Below are 22965 nucleotides of genomic sequence, written 5' to 3' on the forward strand. Positions count from 1 at the left end.
TAATCAGTCGCAGTTGTCAGGGTATACTATCTGAAAACTGCGACTGCTTATTTATTTCTGATACAACAACGATTGATTCACTTCAAATGAAATGCTTTCATCAGGATTGACAAAATATTTCAACAAAACTTCGCCCCAAATTTCACCATCACTATAATCCGCAATAATCCATCTGTGGTTTAGTATTTTCACTTTGTTAATAATAAATTTATTAGTCCCAATTTGGTCTTGACCGGTGTAAGGATTTCCTTTTGGATTAGCGTTAAAATCCATTAATTTTTCAGTAACAACAGGAATTAATTTTTCAAATTGAATCATTTTATCTCCATTTCCTGAATCAAAATAATTTTGGGCATTTTCATTCTTTTCTAAAGAAAAATAGTTGGCATCCACTAATTGATTCGAAACTAAGTTTAAACTGTCTCTTAATTTTTTTGTGGTTTTATCGTATCTATTTTGTTCAAAAGTTACCTGTTTGCTTAAGAACATGTAGGTAAAAACAGTTGAAAGCACAGCCAAAATAGTTAGATAAAGGAATAATGATTTTTTCATTTTAAATAAAATTAAATTGTAATTTCTAAATTATCGTAGGCCAGAAAAACGTTATCAGGAAGATTTTTTTGAACTTCTTCATGATATCCCATAATATGACTAATATGAGTGAGATACGCTTTTTTGGGTTGCACCAAAGTTATAAAATCCAAGGCTTCTTTCAAATTGAAATGCGTATCATGAGGTTCTTCCCGCAAAGCATTTATAACCAATACTTTTAGATTTTTCAACTTGGCAATTTCACTATTTTCTATAGTTTTCACATCTGTTAAATAGGCAAAATCATCAATTCGGTAACCAAAAACCTGAAGATTTCCATGCATCACATTTATAGGAACAGCTTTTTTATTTCCAATAGAAAAGGATTGATTATTGACCACTTCGATTGTTTCCACAGATGGCGCACCGGGATATTTATTGACTGTTTCAAAAACGTAATCAAAACGTTTTCTCAAATTATGAATCACTCTTTGGTGTGCATAAATTGGGATTTCTCCTTGCTTAAAATTAAAAGGACGAATATCATCAATTCCTGCAGTGTGATCTGAGTGTTCGTGGGTAAAAAGAATTCCGTCTACTTTCTGACAATTTGACGAGAGCATTTGTTGTCTGAAATCAGGTCCGCAATCGATAACGTAAGAGTAATTTTCCCAAGAAATCCATACTGAAACTCGTAGTCTTTTATCTTTAAAATCAGTGCTTTTACAAACGGGATGATTACTCCCGATAACAGGAATCCCTTGTGACGTACCAGTTCCTAAAAAATATACCTTCAACTTTCTTTATTTTATTTGCAAAAATAGGGTTAATTCTCTTTCATTAGAAACCTATTTCATTAACTTTGCAAAATATTAGCCATATTAAAAGAAAATGGATACAGAAATAAAATTAAAAGGTGATAAAATCATCCAACAAATCCCTTCAATTAAAGATAAAGCACTTCGTATCAATTTGAACGAAAATATTTATGGAACTTTTGCTGAAATTGGAGCTGGACAGGAAACTGTAAGACATTTTTTTAGATCTGGTGGTTCTTCCGGAACAATCGCAAAAGCAATGTCAGCCTATGACAAAGATTTTAGTGATGCCGTTTATGGTATTGAAGAAGATGGCCGTTATGTCACTGAAAGCCGACTTAAAAAAATGCTTTCTCATGAAGTTAACCTAATAGAAAAAAGACTAAGTAGAGAAAAACATCCTAACAAAATGTTTTTTAGTTATGCCAATACCGTTGCCACTATTGATTTTGCCAAACAATTTAAAGGACACGGCTGGGTTGGAATAAGTTACCAAATTGAACCAGACGAAGATTACAACGAAATCATTCTTCACATTCGTTTTAAAGAAACTGATGTTCGATTGCAACAGGAAACTCTTGGAATCCTTGGTGTAAATTTAATTTATGGCGCTTACTACAAATACAATGATCCTAAACGTCTTTTGCGTTATTTATACGACCATTTAGACAAAGATCAATTAGAAATTGATACGATAAATTTCTCTGGTCCCCGTTTTGCTGATGTAGACAATCGTTTGATGAGTTTACAATTAGTCAAAAACGGAATGACTGATGCGGTAATGTTTAATCCTGATGGAAAAAACATACTTCCTGCAGCTATATTATATAAAAAGAACATACTTGCTTTTAGAGGAAGTTTTCGTCCGGTTACAAAAGTAAACATGGACATGTATGAAAAATCATTGAAAATGTTCTTGAACGAGAATAAAGTAAATGCCGAAAATACACTGGTAGTTTTTGAAATCACACTTTCAAATTTACGTTCCGATGGTGAGATTGATGAAAGAGATTTCATGGATCGAGCTGAATTATTGTGTTCTCTTGGACAAACAGTAATGATTTCAAACTTTCAGGAATACTATAAAGTCGTGGAGTATTTTGCGAATTATACTAAAGCCAGAATGGGATTAGCCATGGGCGTAAATAATTTAATAGATATTTTTGACGAAAAATATTACCGTCATTTAAGTGGTGGAATTCTGGAAGCTTTTGGAAAATTATTCTACCGCGATATGAAAGTATTCTTGTATCCAATGATTGGTGAAAATGGAGAAATTATTACATCCGAGAATTTGAAAGTACACCCAAGAATGAAAGAACTTTATAAATTCTTTAAATTCAATGGTAAAGTAGTCGATATTGACGATTATGACCCTTCCATTTTAGAAGTTTTCTCCCGTGAAGTTTTGAATATGATTAATCATGGAAAACCAGGTTGGGAACAAATGCTTCCTTCCGGTATTGCTGAAATAATTAAAGAGCACAGACTTTTTGGATTTGATCCAAATAAAGTCTTGAACGAAAGCAACTAGTACATTAAAATTATAAAAAAAGTCCAGAATTGCGGTAAATTATAAACTCAACTCTGGACTTTTCTTTGCATTTAAAATCTGATTTCAGTTTTTAGAAACGTATTTTAAATTAAACCGGTAACTGAATACCAAAACGCAACACTAATACTTATTTAAGTATTTGAGCAGCATGCGCCTTCGTTTTTACATCAGAAATCACTTCTTCGATAATTCCTTTTTCATCAATTACAAAAGTGGTTCTGTGGATTCCATCATATTCTTTACCCATGAATTTTTTAGGTCCCCAAACACCAAAAGCCTGAATTACAGATTTATCTTCATCAGCAAGTAATGGAAAAGGAAATTCATACTTGTCTTTGAATTTCGCTTGAGCTTTAGCTGAATCAGCACTTACACCTAACAACGCATAATTATTAGCTTGAAATCGTTCAAAATTATCTCTTAAATCACAAGCTTCAGCAGTACATCCCGGCGTATTTGCTTTTGGATAAAAGAAAACTACTAATTTTTTTCCTGAATAATCTGCTAATTGATGTGATTTCCCGTCTTGATCTACGCCTGAAAAATTAGGTGCTTTATCTCCTTTTTTTAATGTTGTCATTATTTGTATTTTTTACTTATTTGAATTGAATTTGAATATTGCTATTGCCATTGAAATTGTTTTTCTTTACAATCAAATTTAATGAATAATGAATAAACAAGAACGTGTAACTTTTGTTATAAATACGTTAAAAGAATTATACCCTACGATTCCAATTCCGCTGGACCATAAAGATCCATATACATTATTGATCGCTGTTCTGTTATCAGCACAATGTACAGATGTGCGAGTAAATCAGATTACGCCTTTGCTTTTTGCAAAAGCTGATAATCCGTACGATATGATCAAAATGTCTGTGGAGGAAATAAAGGAAATTATTCGTCCGTGTGGCTTATCGCCAATGAAATCAAAAGGAATTCATGGTTTATCACATATTTTAATTGACAAACACGGCGGAAAAGTACCTGAAAGTTTTGAATTTCTTGAAGAATTACCGGCCGTAGGACATAAAACAGCCAGTGTCGTCATGTCACAAGCATTTGGTGTTCCTGCGTTTCCTGTGGATACGCACATTCACCGCTTGATGTACCGCTGGAATTTAACCAATGGAAAAAACGTAGTCCAAACGGAGAAAGATGCCAAACGTCTTTTTCCTGAGGAAATTTGGAATGACTTGCATCTTCAGATTATTTGGTACGGAAGAGAATATTCTCCAGCTCGTGGATGGGACTTAGAAAAAGATATAATTACGAAAACGATTGGCAGAAAAACCGTACTTGACGCTTATTATAAAAAATAAATTATCTAAACACAAAAAACCGCTGATTCCCATTAAGAATCAGCGGTTTTTTTTAGTTAATACTTATTAGAAAAGTTAAACTGATTTTTCATCAATCAAAACAATTCTAATTCGATATAATTTCGAAACTTTTATTATCTACTTTTATTATGGTTAACGCTTTGGAATAGCCTAATAAAAAAGAAATTGTTTCTTTACTTGGTTTCATCGTTTGGTAAACTAATGATTTTTTTGAGTAAGTTTTTGCCATAAAGTAATACATATTTGTTTTCTATTACAACGCAGCAAATTTCAAGATATTGTTAATTGGTTAAAACAATTTGGTGTTTATCAATTACTTTTCTCAAATTCATCAAAGCATAACGCATTCTTCCTAAGGCGGTATTGATGCTTACTCCGGTAGATTCCGAAATTTCCTTGAAACTCATATCTTGGTACATTCGCATCACCAAAACTTCTTTTTGATCCGCTGGAAGTTCTTCAATTAATTTTTTCAAATCCATTTCGACTTGTTCCGAAATTATTTTATTTTCTATCGTCAAGGAATCATCAGACATAATTGAGAAAATAGAAAATTCCTCTGTTTCTCTGAACATGGGCATTTTTTTCGTTTTACGGTAATGATCAACCACCAGATTATGGGAAATACGCATTACCCATGGCAAGAATTTACCTTCTTCATTATAGGAGTTTGATTTCAAAGTCTTAATCACTTTGATAAAAGTATCTTGAAAAATATCGTTGGTAATATCTCTGTCGGGGATTTTAGAATAAATGAATCCATAGATTTTTGATTCATGCCTTTTTATTAGTTTAGCTAAGGCATCCTCATTACCTGCGACATATTCCTTAACTAATGACGCGTCTGGGAGTTGTATATTAACCATAATAATACTTTTTAGTTTTAATTAAAATTGGAGAGTTTTCTCTAAAAAGTAGTTTTCTATTATAGGCTAAATTGGATTAGGTTCGTTAAGTTTTCAAATTTAACTAAATATTATTTTAACATGCAAGTAAAATTAATGAAAATTAACATATCATGAATAAAATTTGTTAAAATTTTTCTTCTTTTTTTCACATTTATTATACAAATAGCATGCCGTTGAACAAAAAGAATAGTTTATGTCAAGGAATTCTTAAAAATATAAAAACTAAAATAAAGTCTGATTGTTAATGGATTAGAATCAAACTTTATTTTAGTTTTAACTATACTACTGATTATCTACGATTATTGGTAGACTCTGACGTAATCAACTATGAACTCTTGCGGTAAAATATTGTCATCAACTTCTGGCCCACCAAAGTTTCCTCCTATTGCCATATTAATGATAAAATAAAAAGGCTGATTATAAGGCCAAATTGCCTCTGTTTTATTTTCAGGCTGAAACGTATACACTAAAGTATCATCTATAAAAAAATCGATTTTGTCTTTCGTCCATTCCATAGCGTAAATGTGAAAACCTTCCTCAATATCATCAAATCTTGTTTTCTTGGTATTTATCGTATTTCCATGGCTGTCCTGCGTGTGCAAAGAAGTAAAAACCATATTTGGCTCTTTCCCAACATATTCTAAAATATCGATTTCACCACATTTTGGCCAGCCAACTTCATTTATATTAGAACCTAACATCCACAAAGCAGGCCAAACTCCTTGACCAACTGGCAACTTTGCTCTGGCCTCAAAACGACCGTATTGAAACTCTTTTTTACCTTTGGTAGTAATGCGTGTCGAAGTGTATTTATCACCTTCTTTTTTACCTGTAATGACCAACTTGTTTTTAGCAAGCTTGTGATTTTGTTTCGTGTACAATTGTCGTTCGTTATTTCCCCAACCGCAATTAGGACAACCATCGCCAAGTTCAAAATTCCAACTCTTTTCGTTTAACCTTTTACCGTTGAAATTTTCTTCCCAAACCAGTTTTCGTTTGTTCTGCTGTGCAAAAGAAAAATTGACCACAAGCAATAATACTAGTATTTTTTTCATTTTATTTTAATTTGAATATTGAAAATCACCTTCCAACTTTGTTACTGAACTGCCTCCAATGAATACTTTAAAATCTCCAGCTTCTGCTTCCCATTTTCTATTGGCTGTAAAATACTCAATTGTTTTTTCATCGATTGTAAATACCACTTTTTTAGTTTCGTTAGGCTGCAATTCGATCATTTCAAATCCTTTCAGCTCTCTTACCGGACGCGTTATACTTCCTATCAAATCTCTAATATATAATTGAACGACTTCTTTTCCGGTAACTTTTCCAGTATTTTTTAAATTTACAGAAACTTCAATTTTACCATTTTTAGCAAATGTTTTGGATGATAATTGCAAATCGGAATATTCAAATTTAGAGTAACTTAAACCGTGACCAAAAGGATACAAAGGCGTATTTTTTTCATCGATATAATGCGACCAAAACACACTTTCGGGTTCATTCATAACTGGCCTTCCCGTATTTTTATAATTGTAATAAATAGGAATCTGACCTACATTTCTAGGAAAAGTCATTGGCAATTTTCCACTGGGGTTGTAATCGCCGTATAAAACCTGCGCAATTGCATTACCGCTTTGTGTTCCTAAATGCCAACCTTCAACTATTGCAGGAATATTTTCATCGGCCCAAGGAATTGCTAATGGACGACCATTATTTAAAACCAAAACAACATTAGGATTGACCTTATAAACTGCTTCCAATAATTCTTGCTGAACGCCCGGCAAACCAATATCGGTTCTGCTTCTTCCCTCACCTGATTGCAAACCGTGTTCTCCCAAAACCATAACTACCACGTCAGCTTTTTTTGCAGCTGCAATAGCTTCTGCAAATCCACTCTTATCCGTCGTATTGATTTTAGTTTCCCAAATGAACTGCGTTCTTCCTTCAGTTACATCAGCTCCTTTTGCATAAGTAAGTTGATTACCCGAATATTTTTGTAATCCTTCCAAAACCGAAACCGCTGAGTTATCATCAGCTGCGATTCTCCAACTTCCCAATGGACTCGTTTTATCATTTGCCAAAGCACCAATTAATGCAATTTTTTGACCTGATTTTTTAAGAGGCAATAATTCCTTTTCATTTTTTAAAAGCACGATAGACTTTTTGGCCATATCCAAAACTCCTTCATGAAAGGCCGCTTTTCCTACTGTTGCTAATTCTCGATTTTCATCACAATATTTGTATGGATCGTCAAACAAACCCAATTCGAATTTTACTTTCAATATTCGTCTTGCAGCATCATCAATAACACTTTCTTTGACTTTACCTTCTTTAACTAATGCCACTAAATGTTCCACATACGCACTGGATTCCATATCCATATCTGAACCTGCATTAATCGCTATTTCAGCTGCCTGTTTACTGTCCTTAGCAAAACCGTGCGGAATCATTTCATTGATAGAACCCCAATCCGAAACTACAAAACCATCAAATTTCCAATCTCTTTTTAAAACTTCTCTTTGTAAATAGGCATTTCCTGTTGCGGGAATTCCATTTAGTTCATTGAAAGAGTTCATAAACGTTCGTACACCTGCATCTACAGCCGCTTTAAAAGGTGGAAAAATGGTATTCTGCAACACCGTTTCACTTATATCAACCGTATTATAATCTCTTCCTGATTCGGCAAAAGCATATCCTGCAAAATGTTTGGCGCAAGCCAAAATAGTATTCACAGCGGCTAAATCTTCGCCTTGAAAACCTTGCACACGGGCTACCGCAATTTTACTTCCTAAAAAAGGATCCTCACCGGCACCTTCCATAACTCGTCCCCAGCGAGCGTCTCTGGAAATATCAACCATAGGTGCAAAAGTCCAGTTCAGTCCCACGGCAGCGGCTTCTTCAGCAGCTATTGCAGCCGACTTTTTCATCGCATCTAAATCCCAACTTGCTGCTTCAGCGAGCGGAATAGGACTAATCGTTTTATAACCGTGAATAACATCAAATCCAAAAAGCAAAGGGATCCCTAATCGGGTTTGTTCCACCGCTATTTTTTGCAGCGCTTTTACATCTTTAACACCTTTTACATTCAGCATCGATCCTACTAAACCTTTTTTCAAGTCCTCGTATTTTTTAGCTGCTTGACCTTCTTTTGGTGTCGGACCTGTGATATCCCAAAAACCATTGTACTGATTGAGTTGCCCTACTTTTTCTTCGAGAGTCATCAATCGGAGAACCGAATCCACTTTAGTCTCTAAAACATTTTCTTTAGAATATGAAACAGGAGATTTCAAGATTTTATTACTGCAACCTGCAACTATTAGAGCTGCTATAGCAAATGATGCTAACAGGGATTTATTTTTCATCTTTATCCATTTTATTATATTTAAAAGGCCGAAATAAATTCCGACCTTTTTATATTAATTCCTTATTTTATTGATAAATCCTCACATAATCAATCTCCATTGAAGATTGTGTAAAAGCAGGATCAATAGCTCCACCAAAAGTTCCTCCCATTGCCACGTTCAAAATCATGAAAAAATCACTATTGAAAGGTACTGAACTACTGTTGGTAAACGAATGGAATAACTTATCATCTACAAAAAACTGAATCGAAGTAGGACTCCAAATTGTTTTATAAACATGAAATTCTGTCGATGCATTTGCTATAGTTGTTTTTGCGGTGTTTGCATTGCCACCATTATTACCTGGATAATGTAGTGAACCATGTATAACATTTTGATCATTTCCTCTGTGCTCCATGAAATCAATTTCACCACATTTTGGCCATGCATTTGTTTTATAATCTTGTCCTAAAGACCAAATCGCTGGCCAAGTTCCACCACCAACTGGAAGTTTAGCTCTTACTTCAATCTTACCATAGGTGAATTCATATTTATCCTCTGTCTTTAATCGTGATGAAGTGTAACCTGTCCCTACCTTTTTAGCAGTAATTTTTAGATTTCCACCTTGAACAATCACATTATCAGCAGCACTTGTATAGGTTTGAGCTTCGCCATTACCCCAACCGCCAGCGCCAAGATCATAACCCCATTTTGTAGGATCTGGAGCACCGTCAGTATTGAATTCATCCGAAAATTTCAAAACAGTATAATTTGCTGTAGGAGGAGGTGTTACAACTGCACCGGGAGGCGAAGTGGTGAACGTATGGTACCATGCTAAAAATGGATTTCCAGATTGAATCACACGTACGACCATTCTATTATCAGTAATTGATAAGATTTCGTAAGAACTTGTTCCCACAAAGTAACCCATAAAACCACCATCTGCAAAATTCATTGTAGTTCCTCTAGTTTGTGTAGCGCTATCCGGATTCTTAGTTATAAATGAATCTGACTTGCTCAAAGTAACAGTTTTAGCACCGCTGGTGTTTAAGTCATAGCAAGCATCATCGCCACCGCCTTTGAAAGCACCATTATAATATGTTTGTCCTTTGTTATCCAATTCAAATTTCATTTGTTGGCCTACTATAGAAAAAGTCATTACGCTATTGTATAAACACGTAGCTGATTTTTCATTTGCTTTAGCAGAATAAAAATCAGGGTAATAATTTTTAGTTCCAAAAGTAGGATCGGACCATGCAACGTTTGGACCAACACCCAAATGACCATCTTCGGATTGTGCCCAGTACCATTTTTTGGACGCACCACCAGTTAAGAATTGCACCGCTTGCTCATCTTTAAAATCACTAAAAACGGTTACTTCCAGAGTCATATTAGTAGCAACTCCTCCCGCTCCTGAAGCAATTACAGTCACTGTATATGTATTTGTCCCTGGTGTAGCAAAGGTGTTTTCAAGAATCCCACTTGGAGAATTCTGAGAAGTTCCATCGCTGAAAATGTACTTATACGAAATTGCATTTTCTGCCGTGCTGGTAAATTTAACTTTCCCAGAACCATCTCCGTTTGGCAAAGCTGCTGTTTTACCTACTATTTCTGCCGTTACCTGAAGATTGGTTGGCGTGTCTAACGCTCCAAAACCCAAATTATCTTCCTGACAATTGACCATCAAAAGAAGGACAAAAACAGATACTATGTTTATTATTATTTTTTTCATTTTTACTATTTTTTAAAAAATATAACTGTGATACTCGTTGTATACCAATTCATTTTAAATTCATAATTAGTTGCTAACACTTATCTTTCATTAATTATGAAAATAAACATTGTCAATATAAACGGTGTTATTTCCAGCAGGCGCACCCACATAAATTAACTGTGCAATGTGTGCTCTGGTTGTTAATCCTGTAAAAGAACTCAACGGAATATCTAAGCTTACCCAAGATCCTTTCGCTGGCGATGAAATAGTAATTTCATGCTCAACGTCATCACCTCCGCCAAAAGCTCCATTAGCACCAAAATCGACTAATTTTATTTTGAACTGTGTGAAATCTGACGACCAAACGTCAGTATGAAAATGAGTCATTGCAGTAGCATTTATAGGAGTTGAAGTCGCTTCGATACCAACAAAATCCAATGCACTGTATTTTTTAGTCGCATTTCCATTAATACTCAAATCCGTCAATGTAGCACTTGACCAAGAAGTTCTCCAAGTGTTGACAGGAACATTAGTATAAGCGTCGCTGAACATAGAAATCACTTTAGATGCCGCTACAGTTGGAGTTGGCGCTGCGGTGATAGAACCGGCTTTATTATAAAAGAAAACGTTATCAACATAAACCGTAGTATTTCCAGAAGGAGCACCAACTAAAATTAATTGAGCAATATGAGAACGCGTTGTAAGTCCAGTGAAGTCGCTTAATGGAAGATCTAAACTTACCCATTTTTCCTTTTCAGGATTTGCAATCGTGATTTCATGTTCTTTATCATCTCCACCACCAAAGGCTCCATTAGCTCCAAAATCGACTAATTTAACTTTAAACTCTGTTAAATCTGATGACCAAATATCAATATGGAAAAAGGTCATTGCAGACGCGTTTATTGGACTTGTTGTTGCTTCAATACCTACAAAATTTAAGGCACTGTACTTTTTTGCTTTGTTACCACTAATATCAATTTCTTCCAGATTTGCCTGTGACCAAGATGTTCTCCACGTATCAACAGCAACATTTGTATAACTATCGCTAAACATAGAAATCACGTTCGCAGCAGGAATCGTTGGAATTGGAGCAGCAAATAAATTAGTTACCGTTACACTTTGCGTTTTTTGCGTTGTAGCAACTCCACCACTTAAGGCAACCACTTTTACTTGATACGTTCCCGGATTTAAATACGTGTGCGTAATCACTTCACCTTCCATGAAATCTACAGGAACTTCATTCGCTACATCTCCAAAATAAACTTGAAAGAAAGTTTCTAATTCTGCTTTAGCGGTTACATTAATCGAAAGATTGCTTCCTATTGTTATAGCCGGTTCAAAATTTGTTGGTGCTAAAAATGAAACTGTTACCTCTTGAATAGTTTCTGTTTTTTTCCCATTTATAGTTACTCCTACAATTTTTGCCTGAAATTTACCCTCTTTATATTTATGGGTAATGGTACCACCTGGGTTTACAAAAACAGGCGCTGTAGTGGAATCACCAAAATAAATTTCGAACTGAGTAACTCCTTCGCCACGAGGTAAAAAGGTAACATTTCCTGAGTTATCTTGTGTAATGGTAGTCAGAGCAGATATATTTGAAGGTGCATTTACACCATCCAGATCTACGTCATTATTTTCGTCTGAACATCCCAAAAAGATAGTTAGAACAAAAAGACTTAGTATTAATTTTAAGTTTTTCATATTTAAATAATATTAGTTTTTAGTATCCAGGATTTTGTGGCCAATTTCCATTTGCAAATTGAATTTCCTCAATAGGAATTGGAAACAATTCATTTTTGTTGGCTGTAAATCCAGTAATTTCCTGAGCTGCTTTACCAGTTCGTACTAAATCGAAGAAACGGTGTCCTTCACCAACTAATTCCACTCTTCTTTCTGCTAAAATAAAGTCAGTCAAAGCCGCTCCAGAAGAAGAGATATCATGATTCAAATCACCAAAAGCGCGTCTTCTAACTTGGTTCAAATAACCTCTTGCTTTTGCATCATCTATTCCACCGCGATTGTAAGCCTCAGCTGCCATCAATAGAACATCTGCATAACGAATCGCTCTGTAATTATTAGGATTTGTAAGGTTTAAATCACCTTGCGCTAAGGCACTTCTTTTTCTTGGAATGTATTTTCTGTTGAAAAAACCAGTGTGTTCGTATCCTTTTCCAAAAGTTGCACCTGAAGCTGCTGCCCAAGCCTCGATATCTAATATAGCAACCGCTTCTCTTCTGTCTCCTGCTTCAAATGCGTTTACGACTTTCTGAGTTGGAACATTAAAACTAAATCCTGACGTAAATAAATCGCCTGAATAATTTCTTGGCCCACTAAAACCAACCGCTACATTTCCTTCGCTACATTGGAGACATCCAAAACCTGCTCCTTCAACATCTGTGTATTGTACTTCAAAAACCGATTCTGAACCATTTTCTCCAGCATTTTCAAAAATAGTATTGTAATCTGAAACTAATGAATAGGTTGATGATCCAATTAAACTTTCGAAGGTTGTTGCTGCTTGCGCATATTTATTTTGGTACAAATAAGCCTTTCCTAATAACGCTAAAGCTGCGCCTTTGGTCGCTCTTCCTTTTTGTGCTGCTGTTGCAGATAAGTTTTCGGAAGCAAAGATTAAATCTGCCTCAATAGAAGCGTATACTTCTGAAACGGATGAACGCGGAATTATTTTCTCGTCACCAGGACTGAATCTTGCATCCCCTTTCAATGGGATTCCACCAAACCATTTTACTAATTCAAAATGATAATAAGCCCTAAGAAAACGAGCTTCACCAATGACTTGATTCTTTCCTTCAAAATCAGTTTTGTCTTTGAATTCCAAAATATAATTGGCTCTTTGAACTCCAGCGAACATCCAGTCCCACAAGTTTTTTAAATTGCTGTTGACTGGCGTATGTATCATATCATCAATTTGCTGAAAACCTGGAGTATCTGATTGACTTTCGCCTCCGGCCAAAGTATTGTCAGAAGCTATTTCTCCCAAAAGTGAATTAAGATATGTGGTTTGCAACAAATCATACGCTGCAATTAAAGCATTGTCATAATCTGATTTCGAATTAAAATAATTCTCAGAATCAATCGAATATTCTATAGGTCGATCCACAAAATCATCGCTGCAAGAAATGGTTACCGTTGAGAAGATTGTTAAGGATATGAGGGTAATAAATAGATACTTTTTCATTTTAATACGAATTAAAAATTAATGTTTAAACCTAACAAATAGGTTCTTGGGATTGGATAAAAACCATAGTCAATTCCCCCTCCAATTGGAGCTCCATTTGAAGCACCCGGATCAAAACCTTTATATTTTGTAAACGTGTACAAGTTATTTACACCTGCATACAATCGTAGTTTTGTGATTCCTGCTTTCTCAGAGTATTTAGAATTTATTGAATATCCCAATTGCATATTTTGGATTCTCAAATAAGAAGCATCTTCAACAAAATAACTGGAGAAAGTAGAATTTCCCGTAGCACTTGTAGTTACTCTTGGTGTAGAATTAGTACTTCCCTCGCCAGTCCAACGGTCCAAAACATAATTTAGACGATTGACATCTGTAAGGTTTCTTTCATAATTTCGTACCATATCATTTCCTACAGAAGCAAAAGTATAGACTGCAAAATCAAAGCTTTTGTAGTTCATTTGTAAATTGAATCCCATTGTAGCATCAGGAATTGGATCTCCTATGTTCGTTCTGTCACTCGCATTAAGAACTCCGTCTCCGTTTACATCTACAAAACGTAGATCACCTGGACTCGCATCAGCACCTAACGATAATTGAGATGGATGTGCATCAACTTCTGCTTGATTTTGAAAAATTCCATCAGTTTTATATCCATAAAAATAACCTATCGGCAATCCTACTTCCATTCTTGAAGGTGCTTGTTGGCCTACGCCAAAGGAACCTCCTTCAATATATCCTATTCCGTTGTTTACCTCTAACACTTCATTTTTAAGGAAAGTAACATTATATCCTACGCTCATCGAAAAATTCTCCGAAAATTTATTTTTGTAATCAATAGCAAACTCTAAACCTGAATTTCTAACTGTTCCCGCATTTACCGTTGGAGAACCTGCACCTGGAGCTGCAGTTCCGTTGATTCCTGAAACCGGTATAAATGGAATTAGCAAGTCAGCACGCGTATCTATGAAATAATCCGCAACGATAGACACTTTATTTTGTGCCAATTTAAGATCTAAACCAACGTCAAATTTTCTGGCTTCTTCCCATTTCAAATTTGTATTTGGAATCTGACCTGTAGCTAAACCATTTACTAAGGCATCATCAAAAACATAGGTAGCTTCCCCATTTAATTGAGATACATAACCATTATTAGGAATCTGGTCATTTCCTAAAGTACCATAACTTCCTCTTAATTTCATGAAGTTGATTACTTTATCTTCTCCAAAAAAGCCTTCATCTGAAATTACCCAACCTGCCGTAAAAGATGGGAAATAACCCACTTTGTTTCCAGGTCCAAATTTTGTAGATGCATCGCGGCGTATCATTGCAGAAAAAAGATATTTCCCTTTGAAATCATATTGAGCTCTTGCAAAATAAGAAAGTCTTCTTTCATCATAATTATAAGCACTGTTTGGAACCGTTTCAGAAATTCCTCTGGTAAGTGCTATATCAGCAAATTCCCATGAATTATAAGGAACATCAAATCCAGTTGCAAATAATCCGTTTCCGTATTGTTTGAAGATAGTATTTCCTACTGTAGCCACAACATTATGGTTTTCTCCAATTTTCTTCGTGTAAGTTCCAAATAAATCAAATGAGTAGTCATTATCATTGATGGTGCTTTGAGAAACCGAACTTCTCAATACATCAAATACTTTATCCGAAGGATTTATCCAATACAAAATTTGCTTTGCAAACGATTTAGACTCGCTGTTTGACGTATTAAAACCAATAGAACTCGAAATCGTAAAATCTTTGAAAACCTTGTAATCCAATCCAAAATTACCATTGACTTTCTTAAAGTTGTAGTCATTATAAGTATTGGCAATTTGTGCCAATGGATTTATAATTTCTATTCCTAATCCTGTATTTGTAGGCACTTTTGTAAAATCACCATTAGCATCATAAGGCGTTAGCGTCGATGGCGTGTTCAAAGCATTAAACAAAATAGAACCCAAACCACCTTCGTTTAATGATTTTCTATTAAAATAAGTATAGATTACGTTTGTTTTCAGTTTCAATTTATCGGTAACATCAGCCCCTACAGAAACTCTTGCTGTATTTCTTAAAAAACCAGATTTACTTTCTCCAATAATTCCTTCCTGATCTAAATGAGAACCACTGACCGCATAGGTAATTTTATCAGATCCACCAGAAAAAGAGATGTCATGATTGATAATAGGTACACTGGTACTGAAAACTTCATTTTGCCAGTTTGTTCCTTTACCTAAACCAGAAACATTAGGAAAAGGAATTGCATTCCCGCCATTAGCATAACTTTCATTCAACAATAAAGCGTATTCAGTAGCATTCAACATTGGTAATGTTCTTGATGTTTCCTGAAAACCTGTATACGTATTGTAACTAATTTTTGATTTCGAATTCTTTTTACCCGATTTTGTCGTGATAAGAATAATTCCATTAGCACCAATAGTACCATAAATAGCCGCCTGAGCATCTTTCAAAACGGTGATAGACTCAACATCATTTGGATTCAATAACCCAAGTTCACCTATATATCCGTCGATAATAGTAGTAGGTCTATTTTCACCATTAGTTGCAATACCCCTGATACGAATATCCAAAGCAGCACCTGGAGCACCTGAAGTTGTTGTAACATTGACCCCAGAAACAGTTCCCTGTAAGGCTTGTTCAATTTTTACTGGTTTTAAAGCCTCTAAAGTTTTGCTATCCACAACAGAAACCGCTCCTGTTACTTCACGCTTTTTCTGACTTCCGTAACCAATTACTACAACTTCATCCAAAACTTTAGAATCTTCCTGAAGTGAAATAGAAAGAGTATTGCTGCTAGAAACTACTTTATATTCTAAATTTTTGAATCCTAAGTACGAAAAAACTAGAGTTGAGCCAGATGAAACTCCTTTTAGGGAAAAACGACCATCCATATCTGTCGCTGTTCCAATTGTTGAATTTTTAACTTGAACATTTACTCCTGGTATCGGTAAACCAGAACCTGCTTCTTTAACAACTCCTCCTACATCATATCCTTGGGCGAAACCAAAAGAGGACAGAAATAGAAAAAGGATTAGTAGATAGTTTGACTTCATAATTTATGTTTTTTGTGAATGATAAAATTAATCGGAACAACTAATAATAAATCAAAAAGAACCTCAACAAAAAACATACAATGCAAAAAATTCACTGTTTAATTTACAATACTTAAAAAAGCATTGAAAATTAAGAAGAAATTATGATATCCACTTTTTCAATAAAACAAAAAAACCACAACAATAACGTTAATGTTGTGGTAATGTATAGTTCGTTTTGATAAAATTGAAGAAAACTATACAGCTAATATGTACTCAACAAGCCCCTGTTCATGCGACAATTCCATTTTTTTACGCAAACGATATCTTTTTATTTCAACACTTCGTACTGAAATATTTAACAAAGGCGCTACTTCTTTGGAAGAAAGATTCAATCTCAAGTAAGCACATAATCTCAAATCGTTTGGCGTTAAGGATGGGTGAGCCACTTTCATCTTTTTCAAAAAGTCTTTATCGGCATTGTCAAAAGCTTCCTTAAAAACATTCCAACTATCGCCTTCTGTAATGTTCTTGTTAATTGTAGAAATAACAGATTTAATACTTCTGTTACCATCATCGGGAGTTTTCTTCAAATCGTCTTTTATGAAAGCCAGCAACTCATTTTTACTATTCAAACTCATCGTCGAAACAGCTAATTCTCTATTTTTAGTATCTACATCTTGCGAAAGTTGTTCGTTTCTGATGCGCATTAATTCCTGCTCATTCTCCAATTCTTTAATTTCCAATAACAGATTATTCTCTTCTATCAGTTTTTCTTTTTGTTTTTGATAGTAACTTTTATATGCCTTATGGATAAATCGAGCCATTATAATCATAAAAATTAAATATACTAACAACGCAATATGTGTTAAATAACATGGTTTTTCAACAGTAAAAGAATATACCGCTATATCTTCAAGAGTAGAATTAGCAAATTTAGCTCTAACCTTAAATTTATAGTCTCCAGGAGGTAGATTTTTGAAATTTACCGTTGATTTCGCACTCCATTCGCTCCAATCGTCTTGAAATCCTTCTAATAAATATTGAAATTCAGCATTGATGTATTTATTAAATTCTGGAACCGTATAATTGATAGTAATATTATTTTCATCATACTTAAAACTTCCTTCTTCCTGAATGGAACGATTTTCGAAACTTTCATTCAACTTATTTGTAATAATAGCGGAAATAGAGACATTATGATTTTTAAAACTCAACTCGTTAAGATTTAAAATATAATATCCGTCAGTAGTTCCAATCAAATAATTAGAATTAGAAATTTGAGTAATATTTTCATAGCCCAACATAGAATTCGTTAAGGATGCGGGAATAGGAATCACGTTTTGCTTCAGCTGATTACTTAATTTACTCAATGAAAAATAATGGATATAATTTTTTGAAAACAACCATATTTTGTTGGAATTATCCACAATCAATTTTCCAGAAGTATATTCATCTTTTTCAAAAACAGCACTTAGTAAAGCATCTTTACTGAATTGCTTTGTCTTTTCATTCAATTTAAAAATACCTTCTTTATTTGCATAATAAATACTATTATTAAACTTTGTTAAACTGGCATTTTTCCCTTTTGTGGGTGTTTTATATTTTACAAAAGGTTTTGTTTTTAACAATTTACTGTCTAATTCAAGTCGGTAAACTCCTTTGTATTCATGACTTACAAACACATTTAAGTCGTTTGTAATTTCAAAATATTTAGCAGAATAATCAAATCCGGCAATTTTATTTCTAAAAGCCCATTGATTATTAGTTTTTGCCAAAACTGAAATTCCGTAGTAATTCCCTTGAAGCAATAGCCCTTTTTGATTTGGTACCGTTTCAAATTTCCAAGTTCCTGATGCAGAAAATATATTTCTCGCTACAGCATTTTCAATTACAAATGTCCCCGAATCGTGACCGCAAAAAAGTGTTCCATCGTGTTCAAACAATGACCAAACCTGTCCTTTGGTTCCTGTGACAAATTTGAATTCATCATTAGTCAGGTAGCTTTTATAAAATAAGCCTTGATTTGTTCCTACATATAAATTGCCGTTGTACAGTTTTGAAGTGTACACCGTGCCTAAAATTCCTGTGTCATCAACAAAATTTTGTATTGGAGATTGAAGGTTTATGCAATTGATTCCGTTGTCTAATCCCACCCAAAGATTTTTATCAGCATCTTCATATAAAGAAAGTGCGGTATTGTTACTCAACCCTTTATTTTGAGTGATGTGATATTTAATTTTTCCGCTATTGTTTAAAATAAATATCCCATTAGAAACGGTTCCCAAAGCAAAACTCCCGTCCGAAAGCAATTGACTGCTATACACACTACTCGCTGCCAATTCCGAGTCAACATCAGTAGAAAATTTAGTTAATGAACTTCCTATGAGTTTATAAAATCCATTCTGCTGTGTTTGTATCAAAAGCCCTTCATCAATCGCAAAAACATTGACAATTTTATTACTTTGCAAAATTGGATTATTAGAAACTAACCGTGCTTTTCCGCTTTCTATTTCAAAAAGTCCTTCATTGATTGTTTGAAAGTAAATCGCGTTTTTTGTTCGAAATGATTTGGTTATATTATTTTTGGGAGTAATAATTTTGAAACCACCCGTTTTAGAATCGTAAATATAAATTCTGTTCAAGGATTGAAAAATTACCCATTGATCATAATTTAATATGTTCCAAAATTGTTCATCATCAAGAATCTTATTTTTTAAAGTTTTGCTTAGAGAAGTGTATTTTAATTTTCCATTTGCTTTTCGTGTCCAAAAACCAAATTCCATATAACAACCCGTGAAAATTTTATTTCCAATTACTTTCACGGAACGAACAATCGTTTCATTTGGCGATGGATATAACTCCCAATTAGATCCATTAAACTCTAATAAACCTTCATTGTTTGCAAAAAAAACATAATGATTTTGATCTTGCGAAATCATCCAGTTTTGGTTTCCCGCACCGTAAGTAGTAGACGTATATTTTACAATTGGCGGTAACTCTTGCGAAAACGCACAAAAAGAAAATAAAAAAAGAATGAAGTAAAGTTTTGTTTTCAAAGGGTCTTGTTGTTAATTTTTTTTCAAAAATAAACCTAAAATTAGTATTTATTTACGGGATAGAAAACATAAAAACCATACAACAAGGAAAAAGAGATTTCAGACGGCCTTTTAAACATTATTTGTGAGTTGTTCAATCCCTTTTCTCTGTTGAAAATTGATTACTTTTGTAAAAATTATTATTTTTATGCAAGTTGACCTTTCGAAATTAGATCCAAAGAAAAATATCATCATAAAAGGCGCACAAGTACATAACTTAAAAAATGTAGATGTTGCCATTCCCCGAAATAAATTAGTGGTTATCACAGGACTTTCCGGTTCTGGAAAATCGAGTTTGGCTTTTGATACTTTATATGCCGAAGGTCAGCGTCGTTACGTAGAAAGCTTATCGTCCTATGCGAGACAATTTCTTGGACGATTGGACAAACCAAAAGTGGAATACATTAAGGGAATTGCTCCTGCGATTGCAATCGAACAAAAGGTAAATACTACAAATGCACGTTCTACTGTAGGAACCTCAACAGAAATATACGATTATGTCAAATTGCTTTTTGCCAGAATAGGACGTACTTATTCCCCTATTTCCGGTCGTGAAGTCAAAAAAAACACGGTTACTGATGTGGTTTCCGATGTAAAAACGTTTGAATTAGACAGTAAATGGCTACTTCTTGCGCCGATTCATTTGGAAGAAGGACGAAAATTGGAAGACAAACTGAAAGTACTTTTACAACAAGGATTTGCCCGAATATTAGTGAATAATGAAATGGTCCGTTTGGACGATTTACCGGATTCATTAGATAAAAAAGAAATTTTCTTAATCATTGACAGAATTGTCATTAATCACGATACATCAGGCGAAGAAGAATTTTATAATCGATTGGCTGATGCGGTGCAAACTGCTTTCTTTGAAGGAAAAGGAATTTGCCATTTACAGGAATTGAACTCCGATAAAAAGTATTCCTATTCCAATAATTTTAAATTAGACGGCATTACATTTCTGGAACCAAACGTTCATTTATTCAGTTTCAACAATCCGTATGGAGCGTGTCCCGTTTGTGAAGGTTATGGAAATATTATTGGAATTGATGCCGAATTAGTGGTGCCAAATACCACTTTATCCGTTTTTGAAAATGCAATTTTTCCTTGGAGAGGCGAAAGCATGAGTTGGTATAAAGATGAACTGGTCAACAAGGCGTACAAATTTGATTTCCCGATACACAAACCGTATTACCAATTATCTGAAGATCAAAAAGAGCTAATCTGGAATGGAAATAGCTATTTTCAAGGATTAAATGATTTCTTCAAAGAATTGGAGGAAAAGAATTATAAAATACAAAACAGAGTCATGCTTTCGCGTTATAGAGGCAAAACTAAATGTCATTCCTGTAAAGGAAAACGTTTAAGAGTTGAAGCTTCCTACGTAAAAATAAATGAAAAAACAGTTTCTGATTTAGTTGATTTGCCTATCAAACATTTGGTTACCTTTTTCAAAAACATTGATTTAGATGTTTATGAAAAACAAATTGCGAAACGCTTATTAGTGGAAATCAACAACCGTTTGTCATTTCTAACCGAAGTAGGACTAGATTATCTGACATTAAACAGGAATTCAGCAACGCTTTCGGGAGGAGAATCGCAGCGTATCAATTTAGCGACTTCACTTGGAAGCAGTTTAGTTGGTTCTATGTATATTCTGGATGAGCCAAGTATTGGTTTACACCCAAAAGATACCGAACGCTTGATAAAAGTTTTGCTTTCCTTACGAGATTTAGGAAACACGGTAATCGTGGTAGAACACGATGAAGATATTATGAAAGCTGCTGATATGATTATAGATATTGGTCCAGAAGCGGGAACTTTAGGCGGGAATTTAGTCGCTCAAGGAACCTATGACGAGATATTAAAATCAACTTCACTTACTGCAAAATATTTGAACGGAGATTTGGAAATTACCGTTCCTAAAAAACGAAGATTATTCAAGAATTTTATAGAAATAAAAGGAGCTCGAGAAAACAATCTTCAAAATATTGATGTTACTTTTCCATTGGATGTATTAACAGTAATTACTGGAGTTTCTGGAAGCGGAAAAAGTACATTGGTAAAGAAAATCCTTTTTCCGGCCATGCAAAAAAAACTGGAAAACGTGGGCGAAAAAGCAGGACAGTTTACTGAAATGACTGGTTCTTTTTCGCAAATTAAACATATTGAATACGTAGATCAAAACCCAATAGGAAGAAGTTCCCGTTCTAATCCTGTGACCTATATTAAAGCGTATGACGATATTCGGGAATTGTATGCCAAGGAAAAATTATCAAAAATAAGAGGCTATCAAGCCAAACATTTCTCTTTTAATGTTGATGGTGGAAGATGTGAAACCTGCAAAGGAGAAGGATCTATAAACGTAGAAATGGTTTTCATGGCCGATGTGCAATTACCTTGTGAAACCTGCAATGGGAAACGCTTTAAGAAAGAAGTACTGGAAGTCGCTTATGAAGGTAAAAACATTCACGATATTCTTACGATGACTATTGACGATGCCATTGCGTTTTTCATTGCGAACAAACAAACTAAAATCACTCAGAAACTACAGCCGTTGCAAGATGTGGGATTGGGTTATGTTCAGTTAGGACAATCCTCTTCTACCCTTTCCGGAGGAGAAGCGCAACGCATAAAACTAGCTTCCTTCCTGGTTAAAGGATCAACAAAAGACAAAGCCTTATTTGTTTTTGACGAACCTACAACCGGATTACATTTTCATGACATCAAGAAACTACTGGCTTCCTTTGATGCATTAATTGACAAAGGACATTCGATTATTGTTATCGAACACAACCTTGATTTGATAAAATGCGCGGATTGGATTATTGATTTAGGACCTGAAGGAGGAGAAAACGGAGGAAAATTGCTTGCTGTAGGAACTCCGGAACAGGTTGTAAAAATAAAGGAATCTGTTACAGGAAAATATTTAAAGGATAAATTATAAATATTACCCCATATAACATTTCTCTTCAAATGGATTTCCGTCTTCATCAATTGCTATTAGTATTTTTTTAGCTTTTGATGAAACTTGTGTAATATATATCCAGGCTATTGACCAAAGTCCAAGGGTAGCACAAAAGATGCAAAAATTAAAAACATGGTCTACCTTCTTTTTCTTTTTTAGTAATACCGCATAAGGCAATTTATCATTTCGTTCTAAAACTACAAATCCATTATTGGTTTTATCATTTAGAATAGATGTAAATTTAATTAAATCAGCATCATTTGCATTTTTTGGGGAAGAACTATTTTTCATTATGATTCGTCTATTTTTTGTTGTTATACTTTTAAATAACTTTTACAAAAATAATAGCAAAATTAAAATTCTACAATACCCACTTTTAGTGATATTTCAAATATTTAAATAAAAAAGACTTTTCCTAAATAAAAGAAAATCAAAGAGTTATT

The 22965-nt window shown here is 34.2% G+C and carries 16 protein-coding genes; 3 read left to right on the plus strand and 13 right to left on the minus strand.

Translation table 11 applies throughout. From position 1 onward, the window contains the following. Positions 1–51: 51 nt before the first annotated feature. Entirely contained in the window at positions 52–552 is a 501-nt protein-coding gene (locus IWX80_RS00770; RefSeq protein WP_196851762.1) for a hypothetical protein, read from the minus strand. A gap of 11 nt (positions 553–563) precedes the next feature. Next, entirely contained in the window at positions 564–1328 is a 765-nt protein-coding gene (locus IWX80_RS00775; protein ID WP_196851763.1) for an MBL fold metallo-hydrolase, read from the minus strand. 94 nt (positions 1329–1422) lie between these two features. On the opposite strand from IWX80_RS00775, the gene IWX80_RS00780 reads away from it, so the two are divergent. Further along, on the plus strand, positions 1423–2883 hold the full coding sequence (locus IWX80_RS00780; protein WP_113633376.1) for a TonB-dependent receptor: 1461 nt from the start codon (positions 1423–1425) through the stop codon (positions 2881–2883). Between the two features lie 148 nt (positions 2884–3031). On the opposite strand, the gene bcp is transcribed toward IWX80_RS00780, so the two are convergent. After that, entirely contained in the window at positions 3032–3484 is a 453-nt protein-coding gene (bcp, locus tag IWX80_RS00785; RefSeq protein ID WP_113633377.1) for a thioredoxin-dependent thiol peroxidase, read from the minus strand. A gap of 88 nt (positions 3485–3572) precedes the next feature. On the opposite strand from bcp, the gene IWX80_RS00790 reads away from it, so the two are divergent. Next, the gene (locus tag IWX80_RS00790; protein WP_196851764.1) at positions 3573–4223 is read left to right on the plus strand and encodes an endonuclease III domain-containing protein; all 651 of its coding nucleotides are present in this window, start codon (positions 3573–3575) and stop codon (positions 4221–4223) included. Between the two features lie 106 nt (positions 4224–4329). Here IWX80_RS00790 and IWX80_RS00795 read toward each other — a convergent pair whose 3' ends face one another. The 9 genes from IWX80_RS00795 to IWX80_RS00835 form a co-directional block, all read right to left on the minus strand. Next, entirely contained in the window at positions 4330–4473 is a 144-nt protein-coding gene (locus tag IWX80_RS00795) for a hypothetical protein (protein WP_165151563.1), read from the minus strand. A 52-nt stretch (positions 4474–4525) separates the two neighbouring features. Continuing rightward, a complete protein-coding gene (locus IWX80_RS00800; RefSeq protein ID WP_091171946.1) occupies positions 4526–5110 on the minus strand; it encodes an RNA polymerase sigma factor in 585 nt (194 codons plus the stop codon). 341 nt (positions 5111–5451) lie between these two features. Continuing rightward, positions 5452–6207 carry a glycoside hydrolase family 16 protein gene (locus tag IWX80_RS00805; protein WP_196851765.1) on the minus strand — a complete coding sequence of 252 codons (756 nt, stop codon included), beginning with the start codon at positions 6205–6207 and terminating at the stop codon, positions 5452–5454. A 6-nt stretch (positions 6208–6213) separates the two neighbouring features. Beyond that, positions 6214–8514: a beta-glucosidase BglX gene (gene bglX, locus IWX80_RS00810; RefSeq protein WP_196851766.1), complete on the minus strand. Its 2301-nt coding sequence runs from the start codon at positions 8512–8514 to the stop codon at positions 6214–6216. Positions 8515–8581: 67 nt separating this feature from the next. Further along, on the minus strand, positions 8582–10225 hold the full coding sequence (locus tag IWX80_RS00815; RefSeq protein WP_196851767.1) for a family 16 glycosylhydrolase: 1644 nt from the start codon (positions 10223–10225) through the stop codon (positions 8582–8584). A 90-nt stretch (positions 10226–10315) separates the two neighbouring features. After that, positions 10316–11911 carry a PKD domain-containing protein gene (locus IWX80_RS00820; RefSeq protein WP_196851768.1) on the minus strand — a complete coding sequence of 532 codons (1596 nt, stop codon included), beginning with the start codon at positions 11909–11911 and terminating at the stop codon, positions 10316–10318. Positions 11912–11930: 19 nt separating this feature from the next. Beyond that, on the minus strand, positions 11931–13409 hold the full coding sequence (locus IWX80_RS00825; protein WP_196851769.1) for a RagB/SusD family nutrient uptake outer membrane protein: 1479 nt from the start codon (positions 13407–13409) through the stop codon (positions 11931–11933). An 11-nt stretch (positions 13410–13420) separates the two neighbouring features. Continuing rightward, positions 13421–16480 (minus strand): SusC/RagA family TonB-linked outer membrane protein, encoded by a 3060-nt coding sequence (locus tag IWX80_RS00830; protein ID WP_196851770.1) that lies wholly within the window; start codon positions 16478–16480, stop codon positions 13421–13423. A 236-nt stretch (positions 16481–16716) separates the two neighbouring features. After that, entirely contained in the window at positions 16717–19518 is a 2802-nt protein-coding gene (locus IWX80_RS00835; protein WP_196851771.1) for a triple tyrosine motif-containing protein, read from the minus strand. A gap of 187 nt (positions 19519–19705) precedes the next feature. Between IWX80_RS00835 and uvrA the strand changes: the two genes are divergently transcribed. After that, positions 19706–22501: an excinuclease ABC subunit UvrA gene (gene uvrA / locus IWX80_RS00840; protein WP_196851772.1), complete on the plus strand. Its 2796-nt coding sequence runs from the start codon at positions 19706–19708 to the stop codon at positions 22499–22501. Between the two features lie 3 nt (positions 22502–22504). Here the strand turns inward: uvrA and IWX80_RS00845 are convergent, their stop codons facing one another. Beyond that, the gene (locus IWX80_RS00845; RefSeq protein WP_196851773.1) at positions 22505–22813 is read right to left on the minus strand and encodes a hypothetical protein; all 309 of its coding nucleotides are present in this window, start codon (positions 22811–22813) and stop codon (positions 22505–22507) included. Positions 22814–22965 lie beyond the last annotated feature (152 nt).

Origin of the sequence: Flavobacterium sp. CAN_S2, assembly GCF_015752255.1 — a bacterium.
GTDB lineage: Bacteria > Bacteroidota > Bacteroidia > Flavobacteriales > Flavobacteriaceae > Flavobacterium.